Raw genomic sequence first — 18,253 nt, forward strand, 5'->3', positions numbered from 1 at the left:
CATCGATGAAGAACAGTCTCCTGCTTGCTGCATTGATGGCCATTGGCGGTGCGGCCTTTGCCGAGCCGGTGCAGCGCATCGAGTTCTGGACCTTCAGCATGAAGCCGCGCTTCACGCCATATTTCGAGGACGTGGTGAAGCGCTACGAATCAGCCAATCCCGGCGTCAAGCTGGAATGGGTCGACTTCCCGTGGGACATTATCCAGACCAAGCTGGTCACGCGCATCGTCGCGGGCAAGCCGCCGGCGCTGGTCAACCTGAATGTGCCGTGGGCCGAGGAATTTGCGCGCGACGGGCTGCTGACGCCAGTCGACCCGCTGCTGGGTGCCGATCGGGGACGCTACCTGCAAAGCGCCCTGCGCGACCTTTCTTTCGCGGGCAAGACTTATGGCTTCCCGATGTACAGCAATGTCGCCGTGATCGCGTATAACCGCGAGATCTTCCGCGCGGCTGGCATCCCGCATGCGCCGCGTGATCTTGATGAACAACTCGCGTTCGCGCGCCAGATCGCCCAGCGCACTGGCAAGGCAGGCTTGTGCCCTGCCCTGTCCAAGGTCGATGGCCTGATGCTGCAACAAGGGCTGCCGGTGCTGGCTGGGGGTCGCGCGGTGTTCAATTCTCCTGCGCACGTGGCGTTCATCCGCAAGCTGGCCGAGACTTATCGGGCGGGCGGACTGCTGAAGGACGGCCTGTTTGCGGAAGATAACTTCCCGCCAGCCGTTGAAGCTTACAAGAGCGGGCGCCTTGGAATGCTGCTGGCGCCGCCGACGGCCTTGAAGCGCATCAAGGCCGACGCGCGCGACGTTTATGCTCTTACCGAGGTGGCGCCCGCCCCGCTGGGTCCCACGGGAATTGCCGATGGCGGCTGGCTGATCCACTTTGGCGTGCCGGCCCGGGTGCCGGCGGCGGAATTGCCAGGCATCGGCAAGTTTGCGCGTTTTTTGACCAGCGACGCAAACCAGCTCGAGTTCGCGCGGCAGGCCAGCGTGTTCCCGGCATCGGCGCACGCCGCCAATGATCCCTTCTTCACAGCAGTACCGGCCAATGCCGGCGCAGCGGAAAAGGCCGTGGCTGCCGGCGCGGTATCGATGCCCTACTCGCGCACCATGTACGTGGCCGGCATCGAAGACTACGACGAATTACGCCGCGCGCTGGTGAAAGCGGTCGAAGCAGGCGTCACCGGCCGCGCAGACATCAAGCAATCGCTCGACGCGGCCGTTGTGATCTGGAACCGCAAGCTGGCATCGACGCTACCCACCGCGCATGCCGCCGCTCGTGCAACCATCGCGGAGATGGCGCGATGAAGCGCGCGGTAACGGCCTGGCTGTTCCTGGCGCCGGCGCTGGTGCTGCTGGCGGTGTTCGCATTCTGGCCGGTGCTGTTTGGATCGGTGCTGGCGTTCACGGACTTTTCACTGGTGCGGCCGACGCACTGGGTCGGCTTCGACAACTTCCGCTACATCTTCAATAACGAGATGTTCGTCACCGGGCTGAAAAACTCGCTGGTATTCCTGCTGATCGTCCCCTGCGTGCAGCTCGGCGCGATTGCGCTGGCCGTGATGGTGAACAACCAGCTGCCCGGCATCAAGATGTTCCGGGCCGCGTATTACGTACCGGTGGTGACGACGGTTTCCGTGGTCGGCATCATGTGGGGCTTCATGTTTCACGAACAAGGGGCGCTGAATTACATCCTCGGCACGCACATCGGCTGGCTGCAGGACGATACGTTTGCGCTCGCGGCGATCATGTTCGTCACGCTGTGGCGCGGTCTGGGCTGGTATATGGTGATGTACCTGGCCGCGCTGCAATCGGTGCCGCAGGAGATGCAGGAAGCAGCGATCCTCGACGGCGCCACGCGCTGGCAACGCTTCTGGCACATCACCGTGCCAATGCTGCGCCCTACCATCATGGTCTGCACCATCCTGTCCGTGCTGGGCGCGCTGAAGGCCTACCAGGAGGTCGACGTCCTGACCCAGGGCGGCCCGATGAATTCCACCTTCACCGCCCTGTATTACGCCTACGACCAGGGCCTGAAGCACCTGAAGCTGCCGCGCGCCCTGGCTGCCAGCTTCATCGTGTCGCTGATTTGCATCGGCATCGCCCTGCTTTGCCTGCGCTACCTGAAGCCAAAGCACCGATGAAAAAGACCGCACAATACCTGCTGCTGGCCGCCATCGCGCTGCTGTGCATCTTTCCGTTCTGGTGGACGCTGGTGACAGCGCTGTCCACCGAAGGCAATATCTTCTCTTACCCGCCGACCTTCTGGCCGAAGCAGCCATCGCTGGAGAACTTCGCCGAAGTGTTTCGCGTGATCCCGATCTGGTCCTTCCTGAAGAATTCCATCCTGATCACGACCTTTACCGTGCTGTGGAAGCTGGTACTGTGCTCCATGGCCGCCTACCCGCTGGCGCGCCTGCACTTCAAGGGCAAGAAGCTGGTATTCGGTCTGATTGTCGCGACCATGGTGCTGCCCTCAGAAGTCAACTTCCTGGTCAACTTCATCACGGTGACCGAATTGGGCCTGGTCGACACTTACTCCGGCGTGATCCTGCCGAACGTGGTGAACGCTGTCGCCATCCTGCTGCTGAAGCAGGCTTTCGAGGAAGTACCGCAAGACCTGGTCGATGCTGCCCGTGTCGACGGCGCGTCCGAATGGACCATATTCACAAAGATCATGCTGCCACTGATCGCGCCCTGGCTGGCGACGGTAGGCATCCTGACCGCGGTGGAAGCCTGGAACGAATACATCTGGCCATCGATCGTCATGAGCAAGCCGGATGAGTTCCCGCTGTCGGTGGGGGTGCTGTATTTGCGCGGTACTTTCGGCAGCAGCACGCGCGTGATCGCGGCCGGTACCATCATCACCATTGTGCCGACCCTGGCGGCATTCCTTTTCACCCAACGTTACTTCATGCGCGGCATGGACGGAGCAGTTAAATGAGCACACAAGAACTACGAAAAATCGCGGGACAACTAATCATGATCCGCTTCCCCGGCACGGTGCTGGACCAGGCGACGGCTGCTTTTATCCGCGCCAACGGCATCCGCGGCGTGTGCCTGTTCCGCGGGAACATGACCGACTCCGTGCAACTGGCCAAGCTGACCGCCGACCTGCGCGACGCAATGGGCCCGAACGCGCTGATTGCCATCGACCAGGAAGGCGGCGCCGTAGTGCGCTCAACCTGGGTGCCGGCACCGCCGGCCGCCATGGGCCTGGGTGCAGCCGACGATACCGACCTGGCCTACCGCACCGGCGCCGCCGTGGCGCGTGCTGCCAAGTCGCTTGGTTTCAACTGGAACTTCGCGCCAGTGCTGGACTTGAACAACAACCCGAACAACCCGGTCATCGCCGAACGCTCCTTCGGTGCCGAACCAAAGCGCGCGGTGGAACTGGCCATGGCCTGGATGGCTGGCAGCCATGCCGAAGGCGTGGCCTGCTGCGTCAAGCATTTCCCCGGGCACGGCGACACCCATGTCGATTCGCACCGCGACCTGCCGACCGTCGACAAGGCACTGCCCGAGCTGGACGTGCTGGAGCTGGCGCCATTCCGCGCCGCGGCCCCGGTGGCGCCGGCCATGATGACCGCCCACATCGTCTACCCGGCAATCGATCCGGACAATCCTGCCACCATGTCGCCCGCGATCCTGGACGGCATCCTGCGCAAGCAATGGAATTACAAGGGCATCATCATCACCGATGGCATGGACATGCACGCCATCGCCGGCCGTTACGGCGTGGGCAATGCAGCCGTGCGCGCGCTGCTGGCCGGCGCCGACATGGTGATGGCGCTCGGCACCACCGAAACCCAGGACGAAACCCTGCACGCGATTGCCACGGCGCTGGCCGATGGCTCGCTGTCGAAAGCGGCCGTGGAAGAACGCCTGGCTCGCCTGAACGCCCTGGCGCAAGCCTACCCTTGCCAGCAGCGCTCCTATAAAGAAGATGCCGCCGACCGCGTCATCATGGCCGAAGGCTGGCGCCGGGCGCTGACCGCGCGCAGCAACCCGCAGCGCCCGGCGCCGGGCAGCAAGCTGCGCCTGGTGGTGCGGCAGGACGTGGTGAGCGACGGCGTTTCCGAAGCGGGCGTACCGGCAGCCACCGTGGCCGCTTCGCTGGGCAAACTGTATGACGTGGACCTGGTTACCTTTGCCGACGCTAACTCCTTCGACTGGTCCTCGCTGCCGCAGGATGGCCGCTTCACGGTCCTGGCTTCGACCTCACGCCTGCGCTACGGCGACAACGCCCGCAACAATTGGAAGCCGGACCTGCACCTGGCGCTGTGGAACCCCTACCAGGCGCTGGACATCCAGTCCCCCGCCTTGATGACCTACGGCTTTGCCGCGCCCGCGCTGGTAGCCGTCAACGCCTGGCTATCGGGCGAACTTGAAGCCACCGGTCGCTGCCCGGTTCCCGGTTTCGCCTAAGGAGAAATGATGGACGTCGCACGCAGCTCCCCCCTTAAGTGGATTCCTACGCTGTACCTGGCGCAGGGCCTGCCGTATTTCGCTATCTCCCTGGTCTTCGGCCAGATGATGAAGAGCATGGGCATGGGCAATGCCGAGATCGGCCACTGGCTGGCCTTCCTCGGCGGTGCATGGATGTTCAAGCCCCTGTGGAGCCCCTTCCTGGAACTGGCGTCGAGCAAGAAGCTGGTGGTGGTCAGCCTGCAGCTATTCGGCGGCGTGTGCCTTGGTCTGGTCGCACTGGCACTGCAGTTCCCATTCTGGCTGAGCGCTAGCGTCGCAGTGTTATTCCTGGGGTCGATCGCCTCCGCCACCCACGATATATCCTGTGACGGACTTTACATCGCCAGCCTGTCGAAGAAAGCTCAGGCCCAATACGCTGGCTGGACCGGAACCTTTTTCAATGCCGGCCGCCTCATGGCGCAGGGCGGCTTACTGACGCTTGCCGGGTACCTGGAGAAAATGTATGGCGTCACCTCCGCCTGGACAGTCATTTTCGGCATCGTCGGCCTGACCATGTGCGCGCTTGGTGGCTACAACTACTGGGCCCTGCCCCTCAGCCCTAACCCGCGCATGGCCGACCACAGCGCCAGCGCCGTCGCACGCACCTTGGGCGAAGTCATCATCGACTACTTTCGCAAGCCGGGCATCTGGGTCGCGATCCTGTTCATTATTCTGTTCCGTGCTGGCGAGGCGCAGGTGCAAACCATAGGTCCGCTGTTCCTGCGCGAAGCACGCGCTGCCGGGGGGCTGGGGCTGGATACCGCGCAGGTAGGCATGGTGTACGGCACCGGCGGCACCATTGCCTTCATCATCGGTTCCATCGCCGGCGGCTATTTCACTTCCTGGCTTAGCCTGCGCCGCGCCATCCTGTTCCTGATCCTGGCAATGAACCTGCCCAACCTGGTGTTCTATTACCTGTCGCACGCGCTGCCGACCGATCTGACCGTAATCGGAGTCGCCCTGAGCCTGGAGATGTTCGGCTACGGCTTCGGTTTCGTCGGCGTGATCCTGTACATGATGCAAGTGGTAGCACCAGGCAAATACACCACCGCACATTACGCCTTCTCTACCGGGATAATGCAGGTCGGCCGCGTGCTGTTCGGCTGGATCAGCGGCGACATGCAGGCGGCGCTGGGATACCAGCAGTTCTTCGTCTGGGTGCTAATCTCCGCCGTGCCGGTCGCCATCCTGTCGCAGTTCATCCCGATGGAGTCGCGCGACAAGCAAGCCGGCGGCGCCGTGCCGGAAGCCGCCTGATGGCCGCAGTATCCCTGCGCGGCATCGCCAAGCGCTATGGCGACAATGACCCTGTGATCCAGGGCATCGACCTGGATATCGCGGACGGCGAATTCACCGTCTTCGTCGGCCCGTCCGGCTGCGGCAAATCGACGCTGCTGCGCATGGTTGCCGGCCTGGAGGAGATCAGCGGCGGCCAGCTGCATATTGGCGGCCGGTTCGCCAACAACGTGCCGCCGGCCCAGCGCGGGCTGGCCATGGTGTTCCAGTCGTATGCACTCTACCCGCATATGACAGTGTACGAAAACATGGCCTTCGGCCTGAAGCTGGCCGGCACACCCGATGCCCAGTTGCGCATGGCGGTCGAACGCGCGGCCGCCACGCTGCAGATAGGCCACCTGCTGCAGCGCAAGCCGAAGGAATTGTCCGGCGGCCAGCGCCAGCGCGTGGCGATCGGCCGCGCCATCGTGCGCAAGCCGCAGCTATTCCTGTTCGACGAACCGCTGTCCAACCTGGATGCCGGCCTGCGGGTCCAAATGCGGCTGGAAATCGGCCGCCTGCACAAGGAACTGGGCACCACCACCATCTACGTGACGCACGACCAGGTCGAAGCCATGACGCTGGGCCAGCGCATCGTGGTGTTCAACGGTGGAAAGATCGAACAGGCCGGCACTCCGCAGGAGCTATATAACAGTCCGGCCAACCTGTTCGTGGCCGGTTTCCTCGGCGCGCCGCGCATGAATTTCATCCCGGCCGAAGTGATCGCCCTGGGCGCCACGCACGTGGCGATATTGCTGCCGGGCGGCGCCATCGTTGAAGTGGCAGCCCAGCCCCGCGACGTCGAGCGCGGCAGCCGCGTCACGCTTGGGGTGCGTCCGGAACACCTGCAATTGCGTGAAGAGGCTTACAATGCGGCCGCTGTGGCGATCAGCCACGTGGAGTACCTTGGCGATCAATCAATTGTCTATGCGGCCTTGCCCGGCATGCCGGAAGCGCTGGCGGTGAAACTGGCGCAGGATATGCCCATGCCGGCACCCGGCACGCCTGCCACGCTGTTCCTTCCGCCTGAGCGCTGCATGCTGTTTGCGGCCGATGGCACGGCTTTCGCCCGGCCATAAGAAATCGTTACAATTGGCTACTTCAGAAAACCGGTCCCATGACAAAATTATGGGAGAATAGACGTTTGCCTCAACCACAAGAAGGATCACATACCATGACCCAACACCGTTTCGCACGTATCGGCCTGCTGCTGGCAGCTATTGGCCTGGGCGCAGTCCCGGCGCTGGTCCAGACCGCACACGCGCAAGACAAACAGGCTGCTGCCAGCGCTCCACAAGAGACAGTGCGCAAAGATATGGTCAAACTCCTGGACGGTAAGGTCCTGGGTCCCCTGCTGGAAGCCAAGAAGTATGAAGAAGTGAACGCTTTGCTGGACCAGGCAGACGCGATGCCGAACAAGACCCCTTACGAACAGTACATCATCAACCGTATGCGCCTGGCTTCGGCCCTGGGCATGGGCAACAAGCCAAAGCTGATCGAAATGCTGGAGTATGTGCTGGCCTCCGGCCGCCTGGAGAAAACCGAACAGAGCAAGTTCACCCAGGCACTGGCCGGCTACTACCAGGAACAGAAGAACTACCCTAAGACCATCGAAAACCTGCAGAAGTACGGCGAATTGAGCGGCGATCCGAAAGTGGCGCGCCAGATCATGGCGATCCGCTTCGAATCGGGCGACTACAAGGGCGTGCAGGCTGACCTGCTGAAGAAGCTGAACGACAGCGTCAAAGCCAACCAGCCAATGACCCGCGAAGAACTGCACATGCTGGCCGATGCATCGCACCGTCTGAAAGACAAGGCGACCTACCTGACCGCGCTGGAAGGCCTGGTGCGCTGGCATCCGCGCGACCGCTACTGGTCGGACATGCTGTACCGCACCCGCGGCAAGGAAAACTACTCCACCCGCTTCTCGGCTGACATCATCCGCCTGCAGAAAGTGGCCACCACCAAGATGGAAGAGCAGGATTACGTGGAACTGGCCGAAGTCGACCAGCTCGAAGGCCAGTTCATCGAAGGCAAGGCCGTGCTGGACGCCGGCATCGCCAACGGTGCTGTCACCCAGAACGCCAAGATCAAGAAGCTGAAGTCCGAGCTGGACAAGCAAGCTGCGGACGACATGAAGAACATCGCCTCCACCGAATCCTCGGCCCGCAAGGCCAAGAACGGTACCGGCATGGTCAACCTGGGCTACGCGTTCGTGACCATGGGCCAGTATGACAAAGGCATCCAGCTGATCCAGGACGGTATCGCCAAAGGCGGCCTGAAAAATGCCGATGACGCCAAGCTGCGCCTGGGCTACTCCTACGCAATGGCCGGCAAGAAGGATGAAGCCATCAAGATCCTGGAAACCGTGCAAGGCGCCGACGGCCGTGCCGACCTGGCCCGCTACTGGATCCTGTGGGTCAACCGCCCATACCCAGCGACTGTTGGCGACGACGAAAAACAAGGCTAAGCCAATCGTCTAAACGTCTAAGCAATACAACAAAGCGGGGATGGCTTTCGGGCCCTCCCCGCTTTTTTTCGCCGGTCACCCCCGATTCAATTGAATCACTCTTGCCGTTCGCGAAATTCTAGGCTGTAATGGCGGTCCGCACCGTTACTGAAAGAGCAACACCCATGCACGCCCCGCTGTCAGAAGGCGACTTTCACCAGTCGCTGCGCGAACCCCTGCTTAGGTATTACGGCTACGAAGAGAATTTCCAGGACCAGCTCCAGACGTTCGAGCATGTGCGGGAGCGCCTGCAGCAACCGCCGGAGATGATTTCGGCGATCCCCCTGTATAACCTGATGAACACCACCAAGCGCCTGGCGACGGATGCCAGCGCGTTCCTGGTCAATTGCTACAGCGGCGGGCACGATATCGGGCAACTGCAAGCTTTCTACGACAGTGCGGTCGAAAATTGGGAAACCTACGCCCACTACAACCAGGCCTACAACGACAGCAACGATCGCGAGGCTCCATGGCCGCACGTTGCCCTCGCGGGCCCTGAATACCACCAGGCGCTGACCATGATCTGCCTTGGCATCCTGCTCGGCAAGCAGGAAGTGCTGCATCGACTGGTGCCACTGATCGACTATCTCAATGAGAAACGCGATGCGCTGGTCGAGCGCCTGCTCAGTTGCTGTGTCGAAGGCCGGGATCCAGCAGTCAGCATCTGCCGCCGCAACCTGCCTTATTCGAAAGCGCTCCCGATCTTTGCTGCGCAGCCTTCCGAGCGCCCGGCACTGATGGCGCAATACCTCGCGGAATGGTACCAGGCAAGCCGCCGCGAAAATTACTACGACCTGCATAAATCCGGCTACCAGTTCGTTGGCTACTGGTCGTGGGAAGCCGCGGCCATCACCCTTGTGCTGGGCATCGACGACGCGAGTTTTCGCCACCTACCGTACTACCCCGCGGACATGGTCGCCTTTGCCCGCCAGGCCAACGCCGGCAAGATGCCAGCCTATGTAGCCCCAGCCATCGAGGATAGCGCTGAATTGCCCTTGCCCCAGACGGTCAACGAGTTGGGCGAGTTTTGGCGGCACAAAAAGCTGTCGCCCGCCGACTTCGAACAGCGGCGCCGCTCCAGCCGCATGCGCTATGGCAGCTACGAGGAAAACCTGGTGCTGTTCGCCGACAAGGTATGCCATGATTGCGCCGATGCGGACGAATTCGACGGAGCTCAATTGCTGGCATGGGAATCCGTGAATCACCTGCGCAACACCTATAGCGCCGGCCATGCGTTGGAGGACCTCAATACTTTTTTTCCGCTGGCTCTCAGCTTTTGGGAAAGCTACGCGCGCTTCCTAACGCCATTTACACCGTCGGGGGACGACGAGGACGAGGGCTGCTACAAGCACTGGCTGGACCTGCAAGACGATGACTACCATACCGGCCTGTCGCTGGTGTGCTTCGCCATCCTGCTAGGCCACCAGGACAAGCTGGCCCGCATCATGCCTATCCTCGACTTTGGTAACCGCCGCCGCGACGCGCTGCTGGAGCACCTGGTCGCACCCTTCGTGCCGGGCCGCGAAGCGCCGCCCAAGAAATGCACGCGCGGCAAACCCTACTCGCAAAGCTTGCCCATTTTCGCCGCAGCGCCCGAAAAACGCCCCGTCATGATGGCGGGCTACCTGCAGTCCTGGTACGACATGAGCGAGGATGAACCCTACTTCGGCACCAACCGGAAGGGCTGCCAATTCTTCGGTTACTGGTCCCTTGAGGCGGCTGCCATCAGCTTCGTGCTCGGCATCGACGATACTTCCTTCCGCCACGACCACTTCTACCCGCGCGAGCTGGCCGACTTCGCACGCTCGCGCATCGCATAAACCGGAAATTCACGATGAAAGCCCAACTCCTTGGCGCGCTGCTGCTCGCCATTGGCCTGCCGCTGCACGCGCAGCAAGCCATCACGCCACAACGCGACATCACACGCATTTCGACCAACGGCATTGAACTGCAGATGCTTTACACGGAGATCGGCTGGAACAATCCCCACACTCATCGCGCACTTACCTTCTTCCGCACCAATGACAAGGGCCCCGCACAGCAAATCCCTCTCGAGATCAATGAAAAGTTCGTGTCGACGCTGCAACTGGAGTCTGGCCCCGAATGCGCCATCAGCGGATTCCGCGCGTTCATGTTGAAGTCTGGCCTGCGCTTGATTTATGCCGAGCGCGAAGGCTACTGGGCTGACTCTCGCCGCGTGACTTTCACGGTCCTGGAATTGAAAGAAAATGACGATCCGGAATCCGATTCGGCGCCGATCCTGTCCTTCCGGCAGGTCAACAAGTTCACCAGCCAGCGCAACTTCTGCGACGCGGACAAAGCAATGGACGCGGAAATCGCCCGCCTCCGCAGATAACTTTCATTATGCAAGTATAGCGATTCAATTGAATCTCTCTTGCTTCAAAAGAACTTCTAGGCTGTAATGGCGGTCCGTATGGTTATCGAAAACACAATCTCATGCTGGACCGCCTCACTCAAGATACACGCCTGCTGCGACTGACCACGCCGCAGGGCGCCGCGCAGCTTTTGGTCGAATGCGTGCGCGGCGAGGAGGCGATCGGCAAGCCCTTCGCTTTCGACATTTCAACGCTGTCTACCGACGCTGCGATCCCGCTCAAATCCCTGCTTGGCCAGCCGGCCCTGCTGGAACTGGTGACGGCTGCCGGTCCGGAAGCGTTGCGCCAATTCCATGGCCATATCACCGCCATCGAATTGAGCGGGTCCAATGGCGGCCTGGCGCGCTATGCGGTACGGCTTGAACCGTGGACGGCCTTCCTGGCGCAAAACCGCGACAGCCGCGTTTTCCAGGACTTGTCGGTATGCGACATTCTCGATGCCGTGCTGGGTAGCTGGCAAGGCCAGGGCACGCTGGTGCCCGAGTGGCGTTTCGAACTGGCCGACCGCGCAGCCTACCCCAAGCGCAGCTTGTGCACCCAATACCAGGAAAGCGACTGGGCCTTCGCCGAGCGCCTGATGGCCGAAGAAGGACTGTTCTATTACTTTGAACACCGCAGCGACGGCCACGTACTGGTCATCGCCGACCACAATGGCGCGTTCCAGGCGAACGCGCAGGCAGCAGTGCGTTTCACGCAGCCTGGCGCCGTCATGCGAGAAGACAGCATGGATCGCTGGCGCATGCAGGCCAGCCTGCTGACCAGTGAAGTCGCGCTGCAAAGCTGGGACTACCGCACGCTCGACCAGCGTGCCGCCAGCGCGGCCAGCGTGGACGACGGCGGCATTCCACTGTCCGCCCGCGACGTGCCGGGCGCTTACGCCTACAGTGGCCGCGATCACGGCCAACGCCTGGCCGAACGCCGCCTGCAGGCACTCGACGTCGCACGCAAGAACATGACCGGCGCCGGCACCGTGCGCTCCATGGCGCCGGCCACGCGCTTTTCCCTGCAAGGCGAAGCGGTGACCGGCGACAGCGGCGACTTCATCGTCACCCGCGTGCTGCACCTGATGCACAACAACCTGGCGGCGCAAATGCGCTCCAATATCCAGCGCGAGCTGGGGCAGGCCGCGTTGCAGTTGTTGAACGACAGCGACCTGGCCGAAAGCCGCCATGCTGTCGGCAACGCCATTGCCGAGCGCCCGCTGTACCGCAACCGCATCGACGCCATCGAGGCCGCCCAGCCCTACCGCAGCGCGGCGCCGTGGAAGCGCCCCACCGTACAGGGCCAGCAGACCGCCATCGTGGTCGGTCCTTCCGGGGCGCCAATCCATACCGACCGCGACCACCGCGTGAAAGTCCAATTCCACTGGCAGCGCGGCGACAACAGCCATAGCCGCCTGGCGCCATCGCTGCAAGCGGGCGACACCGGCGCGCCGGCCGACGACAGCGCTGGAACCTGGGTTCGCGTCGCCACACCGCTGGCCCCAATCGCAGGCGCCAACTGGGGCAGCAACACCCTGCCCCGCGTCGGCCAGGAGGTGCTGGTTGACTTCCTCGAAGGCGATATCGATCGCCCGGTGATCATTGGCGCACTGTATAACGGCGACGGCCAGGCCGATGCCCAACACAACAAGGTCGGTGCAGGCACCGGCGCAGCAACCGGCAACGCGCCCGTATGGTTCCCCGGCGAATCAGGCGGTCACGCCCACCCGGCTTCGCTGTCCGGACTGAAAAGCCAGGCCATGCAAAGCAGCCAGGCCGGCTCCGGCGCATACAGCCAGCTGGTGTTCGACGATTCGCCCGGCCAGTCGCGCGTGGCCCTGCAACGCCACGCCAAGCCGCACCAGGGAACCGCTGAACTGAACCTCGGCCACCTGCGCCACCAAAGCGACAACCAGCGCCTGCATGCAGTAGGCTTTGGCGCCGAACTGAAAACCGAACATGCACTCGCCCTGCGTTCCGGCCAGGGCATGCTGCTCTCCACCCATGCTGCGCGCGGCGCCAGCGGCAACGTGCTGGATGCCCGCTCCGCCCAAAACCAGGTTGAAAGCGCAAGGCAATTGCAGGTTTCGCTGACAGACCAGGCCAAGACCCACAAGGCCGACCTGCCCAAGCAAAAGGAAGCTGACAAGCTTCCGGTAGCGCAAGGCCTGCAACGCACCGCCGACACGTTGTCCGCACGCGCCAACGGCGGTGCGCCAGCCTTCGACGCCCCGCTGCTGCAAGTCGACAGCCCGTCCGGCATCGTGGCCGTCACGCCAGCTGACGCCTTGCTCGCTTCCGAAACAACCAGCAGCGTGACTGCCAACCAGGACATCAATTTCGCCGCCCAGGCAAATTTGCTGCACTCCTCCGCTGGCGGCATCAGCCTGTTCACCTACGGCAAAGCCACCGCCAAGGAAAAGCCGAACCAGGAAACCGGCCTGCATATGCACGCCGCAAGCGGGAAGTACAGCAGCCAAAGCCAGGATGCCGCGACCAAGCTGACCGCCGACAAGGCAGTGACAGTCGCCAGCATCAACGCCGAAGTGAATATCGCCGCCAAACAGCATGTGCTGCTGACCACCCAAGGCGCGGCCATCCGTATCGAGGGTGGGAACATCACGCTGAATGCACCTGGCAAGGTCGAATTCAAGGCCAGTAAGAAGGAGCTGGCAGGCCCTGGCAGCAGTGAGTACGAACTTCCAAAGTTCTCCCGGCCCGACATGAAGTTCGCGCAACGGTTCCAACTGTTGGACACCAGTGGCCTGCCATTGAAAGAGGAACCTTACACGATCTATGTCGCCGATCAACAAGAAATCCGCGGCAAGACCAACGCACAAGGCCTGACTTCACTGGTCGACACCGAGCACAGTGAATCAACCTACATTATTTTTGACCGAGACCTGCAATGGGTCTGCGAAGGAGATTCAGACGATGAAGACCATGCACATTGTTAAGCTTTTATGCGTAGCGCTGTTGGCCGCCAGCCCGCAGCTGCACGCTCAAACCGCGATCACCCCACAACGAGACATCACGATCATTGACCTTGGTAACGAAAAAGTGTCAATGCTGTACACGCACATCGACAAGAACAATGCACACCCGATCGACACGGTGACGTTCTTCCTCAGTAATCCTTCTGGAGCGGCACAACATATCCCATACCAAATCAATGGACGCTTTGAGCCGATCCTCCAATTGCGTTCCGGAGCCGATTGCGCAATGACTGGCTTCCGTGCGTTTAAAGCTGGCAATCGAATGCGCGTGGTCTATGCGCAGCGAGACGGTAACTGGGCGGACAAGCGCCGAGTGACTTTCACTGTCATGGATCTCAAGAAGAACAGCGACGAACAACTGGACACACCGCCGCTGTACTTCCAGGAACTCACCAAAGTCACTACACAGGCAAGCTACTGCGATGTGAACACCGCCCTTGATACTGAAGCTGGGCTGTATCGGATGGGGAAATGAATAAATGACCGCTCCCAAATATGTATCCGCACGCGATGGCAAGAAGAATTCCGTCATCTACGTGGACAAGGATGGCAAAGAATACCTTCACTCTGGCGGCACACGCGCTTGGCGCAACAACAATCCGGGGAACTTGAGCAAAGCGGAAAAAAGCGGACTTGCCATCGGCGTTGGCGGCCCTTTCGCCGTTTTCCCAGATCATGAGACTGGCAAAGCAGCACTAAAATTCGTCTTGCTGTCGGTCTATAAAAACACGCGCCTTGACAATGTTTTCGAGAAATATGCGCCGGCAAAAGACAATAATGATCCCGAGCACTACACCAAACTAGTCAAGAAATTTACCGGACTGGAAAGCTCTCGCACAATCGGTAGTCTGAACTCGGCCGAGCTTGATAAATTTATGGGCGCCATCGAGCGTGTAGAGGGCTGGAAAGAAGGAAAGGTCGAAGCGATTCCCTTCGCTCAACAGTTCGAATTGAAGGGCGTAAACGGCAAGCCCATGTCTGGCATCGACTACATCATCAGGTTCTTCACCAGCGATGGAGCAGAGCAGAAGATCAAAGGCAAGACAGACGAAAAAGGCAAAACCGACGTAGCAGTCACAGAAGAGCGCGCGTCGGTTTCCCTGGATTTACCACGCCCTGATCCCGGCCAATCGCTAAAAGGGTCCGGCGCCAAAGCAGGCGCAAAGACCGATCCAACCAAAAGAGTTGAAGCGGCGTGCGTCAATTCGAAGCCATGGTACGCGTTCGCGTTTGGTAATGCCGACGAGTGCCTGACAGAGGCGAAGAACAAGTCTGGTTCCGCAGCAGCAAGCGAAAAGGAGTCGGCCCAAAAGTCGCCACCGAAAACCGACACCCCCTCCAAAAAGGAGAAGGCTGAAGCTCCCCCTCCGGAAGCCCCTGTCGCAACGGTAAAACAATCCGGCGCCATCAAGGCTTCCGCAACTGTCGACAAAGCTGAAAATAAAGTGTCGACAGTTGTGAAGGAGCCCGGTGTTTTTGTGACGTGGGAGTTTGATACTACCCACGGCTCGGAAAAAAACCTGAAGGGACTGCCATACATCGTCGTCCAGGTCGATGGAAATTCAACGACGCCATTGGTGGCAGACCAGAAAGTCCGCATTCTGGACGACAAAAAGAAGATCCGTCAAAAAGTCCCATTTGGTAAAACGGTAGCTCTTCATCTCGGCAATGATGCAAAGAAGCGATATCGGAAACGCCCGCTTTACCAAGTTACGGCGGAAGACGGCTTGACGGATATTGTCGTCAAAATTGAAGAATGGGGTGGGCTCAACTATGTGGCGCAACGCGAGATACCAGACCTGACCGAAGAGACCGGGACCAAAAAAATTTACAAGGCTCGGCTTTACGGAACGACTTGGTTCAACTTCAGCCATAAGTTTACAGTCGAGGAAGCCGCTGAACTAACCAGCGAAGCGCCGGCCGCAGTGCAACAGGCCGTCGCAAGCATTTATCGAGGAGACCCTCAAGTTAGCGCATCTACGATTCGGTTGAATGTCCAGAAACCAGATGGCTCAATAATGAAGATTACGTGGCAATCGAGCGCATTCTCAAATTGTAGAGAGCACATACCTGCCATTACGGACCTTGAAAGCGCAAAGCGTGAACTTATCCCTCGAGTAAATCCCAACACCTATCAGGCATTCATACAAGCAGCATTTGAAATGGGGGCGCAGGAAATGGAGATCACCTCTGGTTGGCGTCCTATGCTAGGTTCTGTGTTGCACCGAATTGGTGTGGGGCTGGACGTGGGCAGCATCAAGGTTAACGGCAACGTGCGTCAATATCAGCGATCGTCCACGTCGGAGGAAACGGCATTGTCGACGCTGAGGGCGGAAAAAGCGACCTTGGAGAAAAAGAAAAACCGCACTCCAGCAGAGAATACACGCCTTAATACGCTCAAGGCTGAGGAACCTGCAGCGATCACCAGGGCGCAGAATGCGGTAGCCCCACTCGAACATGCCGACCTGAAGTCTTTCACGACCAAACTACGTGCAAATGCAGAGGTTCGCCAAACGTTCGACCCGTGGCAAATGGAGTCGAATACGGCTGACAAAGCGGCGCCGACGACTAATATTTTGAGTAATGGCAACGAAGTCTTGCATAAGACACACTTGCACATTACTGTTTTTGACGAAGAACTAGGACATGGACATTAAAACAACCGTACTTGCGCTGGCATTAACGCTCACGGCTCCGTTGAGCCATGCAGGGAGCTCAACTAACGGCAAAACTTATAGCAATTTCGGGAACGACCTCACGAGCCCAATTTTCCCAGCAAACGGGACCCTGAAAGTCTATAAAAACAAGAATGACGCCAAACCAATCACGGAGTTCCATGATTTGGATTTTGTGATCATGGACGACGATACGCTTTTAGCTGGATGCATCAACAAGTCAAGCCCTGATGGCTGGGTGAAATGTGATATCAACGGGAAGGTTGGCTGGGTTCAACGCAGCGAGTTCCAAAGTGGTTCGCAAATGCAACCTGTGACGCAGTGGCCGATTCGTTACTGGCTCAACATCGCAAGCCGCGGAATTGGAAGCGAAGACTACTTTGAAATGGAGAAGGTAGTTCCGCGCTCGCCCTATCTCGTCACGCAGAGAGAATTTTCCAACATATTCTTTAAAGTCTTCTTTGACAAAGAAGGGTATGCAATAAGCCCGAAGACTATGAAGAAGACCGGGGACAGGGTCTTCAAGGTTGGTAAGGGTATTTATCTTGCACCCGCTGACGATGCCAAGCGTGAGAAGGCCACCTGGTTGTTTCTGAATTACTTCGAACCCAGCTTGGAGGCGATGTGCCCTTCGATTTCGAAAGAAAGCTGCTACAGCGCCGCCAACCAATCTCCCGACTGGCAAGGAATTAAGCTCTTACACACTTCGCCTGCCCCACAGTTCGCTTACAGCGACGAGCGTCAAGCGAAGGAAAAGGCACGCTGGTTTGGTTACGAGGAGGTGGCGTTCGCCCGATTCACGGACCCGGTGAAGCCGTTGATGTACTACGTGCCAGATGAGGTCTATATGGCCGCCGACGGGAACGGAGCTACTGATCAGAAAAAGCTGAAAAATCGAGAAAAGCCTTTTTGCATAATCGATTGCAAATGACGGGAACGGAAGCCAGCCTTACCGAGCAAAGAAGCAGATTTGCAGAGCATTCGCACCCTACCTCGCATTGTGCCGATGACCGGCTTCCGTTAGCGTCAGCAAAGCATTGTCACGCCCACTTCATCTCATTGAATTGTTAAGCCAGAACATGGCCGCCAAAGCACTAACCATCATCATCGCGCTGGCCGGCCCCATGCCGGTCACGCAGGCATCTACTCTTTTCGGTCCAGATCTCAAGGCCCCAATTTTTCCACACAACGGAACGCTGAAAGTCTACAAGGCCAAGAACGACGAGAAACCGCTCGCTGAATTTCGCGACCTGACGTACTACGCGATCGGCCCCACTGGCTTTGCTGACACCTGCCTGGGGAAAAGCGATGACGGCTGGGTACGGTGCAATATCAAAGGAAAAGCAGGTTGGGTGCGCCGCAGCGATTTCGTCTCGGGTGCGCAATACCAGCCTGAGTCCGACTGGCCGATCCGCTATTGGCTGGCCAGCGCTGGCGGCAGCATGCCTGGCGAAGAAACCGACGAACTCCTTGATGAGGCAAAACGCAGCCCTTACCTCGCGCCACAAAAAGAGCTCACCAATATCTTGTTCAAAGTAGTGTTTGATAAGGACGGATTCGCCATCAGCACCAAGACCGGCAAGCGGACCGGCGACCGCGTGTTCAAGGTTGGCAATTCGATCTACCTGGCGCCAGCAGATGGAGCGAAACGCGACAAGGCCACATGGCAGTTTTTGAACTACTTCGACTCCAGCCTCCAGGCTATGTGCCCCTCCCTTTCAAAGGAGAGCTGCTATAGCGCGGCAAACCTGGCGCAGGGATGGCCCGGGATCAGCATGCTGCATACCTCTCCGTCTCCTCAGTTTGCGTACAACGCCGAACGCGAAGAGAAGAACAAAGTGGAATGGTTCGGCCAGGAGGAAGTCGGCTTCGCGCGTTTCTCCGATCCTGTGAAACCGTTGATGTACAAGCGTCCTGATGGCAAGCAGGTTTGCATCATGGATTGCAAGTAGTCG

At 59.7% G+C, this 18,253-nt stretch carries 14 protein-coding genes; all 14 read left to right on the plus strand.

Features of this window, described 5'->3' with window-relative positions; genetic code table 11:
- Positions 1–5 precede the first annotated feature (5 nt).
- The 14 genes from ASD58_RS12575 (at position 6) to ASD58_RS12640 (ending at position 18,250) form a co-directional block, all read left to right on the plus strand.
- On the plus strand, positions 6–1,304 hold the full coding sequence (locus tag ASD58_RS12575) for an ABC transporter substrate-binding protein (protein WP_057261515.1): 1,299 nt from the start codon (positions 6–8) through the stop codon (positions 1,302–1,304).
- Positions 1,301–2,140, plus strand: a complete 840-nt coding sequence (locus ASD58_RS12580; protein ID WP_057261516.1) for a carbohydrate ABC transporter permease — start codon at positions 1,301–1,303, stop codon at positions 2,138–2,140. Before ASD58_RS12575 ends, ASD58_RS12580 begins: the two co-directional genes overlap by 4 nt.
- On the plus strand, positions 2,137–2,940 hold the full coding sequence (locus tag ASD58_RS12585) for a carbohydrate ABC transporter permease (RefSeq protein WP_057261517.1): 804 nt from the start codon (positions 2,137–2,139) through the stop codon (positions 2,938–2,940). The genes ASD58_RS12580 and ASD58_RS12585 overlap by 4 nt, the downstream gene beginning before the upstream one ends.
- A complete protein-coding gene (locus tag ASD58_RS12590) occupies positions 2,937–4,424 on the plus strand; it encodes a glycoside hydrolase family 3 protein (RefSeq protein ID WP_057261518.1) in 1,488 nt (495 codons plus the stop codon). The genes ASD58_RS12585 and ASD58_RS12590 overlap by 4 nt, the downstream gene beginning before the upstream one ends.
- 6 nt (positions 4,425–4,430) lie before the next feature.
- Positions 4,431–5,723, plus strand: coding sequence for an MFS transporter (locus tag ASD58_RS12595; protein ID WP_307177445.1), 1,293 nt, complete (start codon positions 4,431–4,433; stop codon positions 5,721–5,723).
- The gene (locus ASD58_RS12600; RefSeq protein WP_057261519.1) at positions 5,723–6,820 is read left to right on the plus strand and encodes an ABC transporter ATP-binding protein; all 1,098 of its coding nucleotides are present in this window, start codon (positions 5,723–5,725) and stop codon (positions 6,818–6,820) included. The genes ASD58_RS12595 and ASD58_RS12600 overlap by 1 nt, the downstream gene beginning before the upstream one ends.
- Positions 6,821–6,915: 95 nt before the next feature.
- A complete protein-coding gene (locus ASD58_RS12605; protein WP_057261520.1) occupies positions 6,916–8,211 on the plus strand; it encodes a M48 family metallopeptidase in 1,296 nt (431 codons plus the stop codon).
- 164 nt (positions 8,212–8,375) lie between these two features.
- Positions 8,376–10,070, plus strand: coding sequence for a PoNe immunity protein domain-containing protein (locus ASD58_RS12610; RefSeq protein ID WP_057261521.1), 1,695 nt, complete (start codon positions 8,376–8,378; stop codon positions 10,068–10,070).
- Positions 10,071–10,084: 14 nt separating this feature from the next.
- Positions 10,085–10,606: a hypothetical protein gene (locus ASD58_RS12615; RefSeq protein ID WP_057261522.1), complete on the plus strand. Its 522-nt coding sequence runs from the start codon at positions 10,085–10,087 to the stop codon at positions 10,604–10,606.
- 101 nt (positions 10,607–10,707) lie between these two features.
- The gene (locus ASD58_RS12620; protein ID WP_057261523.1) at positions 10,708–13,584 is read left to right on the plus strand and encodes a type VI secretion system Vgr family protein; all 2,877 of its coding nucleotides are present in this window, start codon (positions 10,708–10,710) and stop codon (positions 13,582–13,584) included.
- On the plus strand, positions 13,562–14,098 hold the full coding sequence (locus tag ASD58_RS12625) for a hypothetical protein (protein WP_057261524.1): 537 nt from the start codon (positions 13,562–13,564) through the stop codon (positions 14,096–14,098). Before ASD58_RS12620 ends, ASD58_RS12625 begins: the two co-directional genes overlap by 23 nt.
- A gap of 4 nt (positions 14,099–14,102) precedes the next feature.
- Positions 14,103–16,280, plus strand: coding sequence for a hypothetical protein (locus ASD58_RS12630; protein WP_057261525.1), 2,178 nt, complete (start codon positions 14,103–14,105; stop codon positions 16,278–16,280).
- Complete coding sequence (locus ASD58_RS12635; RefSeq protein WP_057261526.1) at positions 16,270–17,229, plus strand: hypothetical protein; 960 nt, start codon at positions 16,270–16,272, stop codon at positions 17,227–17,229. The genes ASD58_RS12630 and ASD58_RS12635 overlap by 11 nt, the downstream gene beginning before the upstream one ends.
- Positions 17,230–17,377: 148 nt before the next feature.
- Positions 17,378–18,250 (plus strand): hypothetical protein, encoded by an 873-nt coding sequence (locus ASD58_RS12640; RefSeq protein ID WP_057261527.1) that lies wholly within the window; start codon positions 17,378–17,380, stop codon positions 18,248–18,250.
- Positions 18,251–18,253: the final 3 nt, after the last annotated feature.

This window comes from Duganella sp. Root1480D1, assembly GCF_001427305.1.
GTDB lineage: Bacteria > Pseudomonadota > Gammaproteobacteria > Burkholderiales > Burkholderiaceae_D > Rugamonas.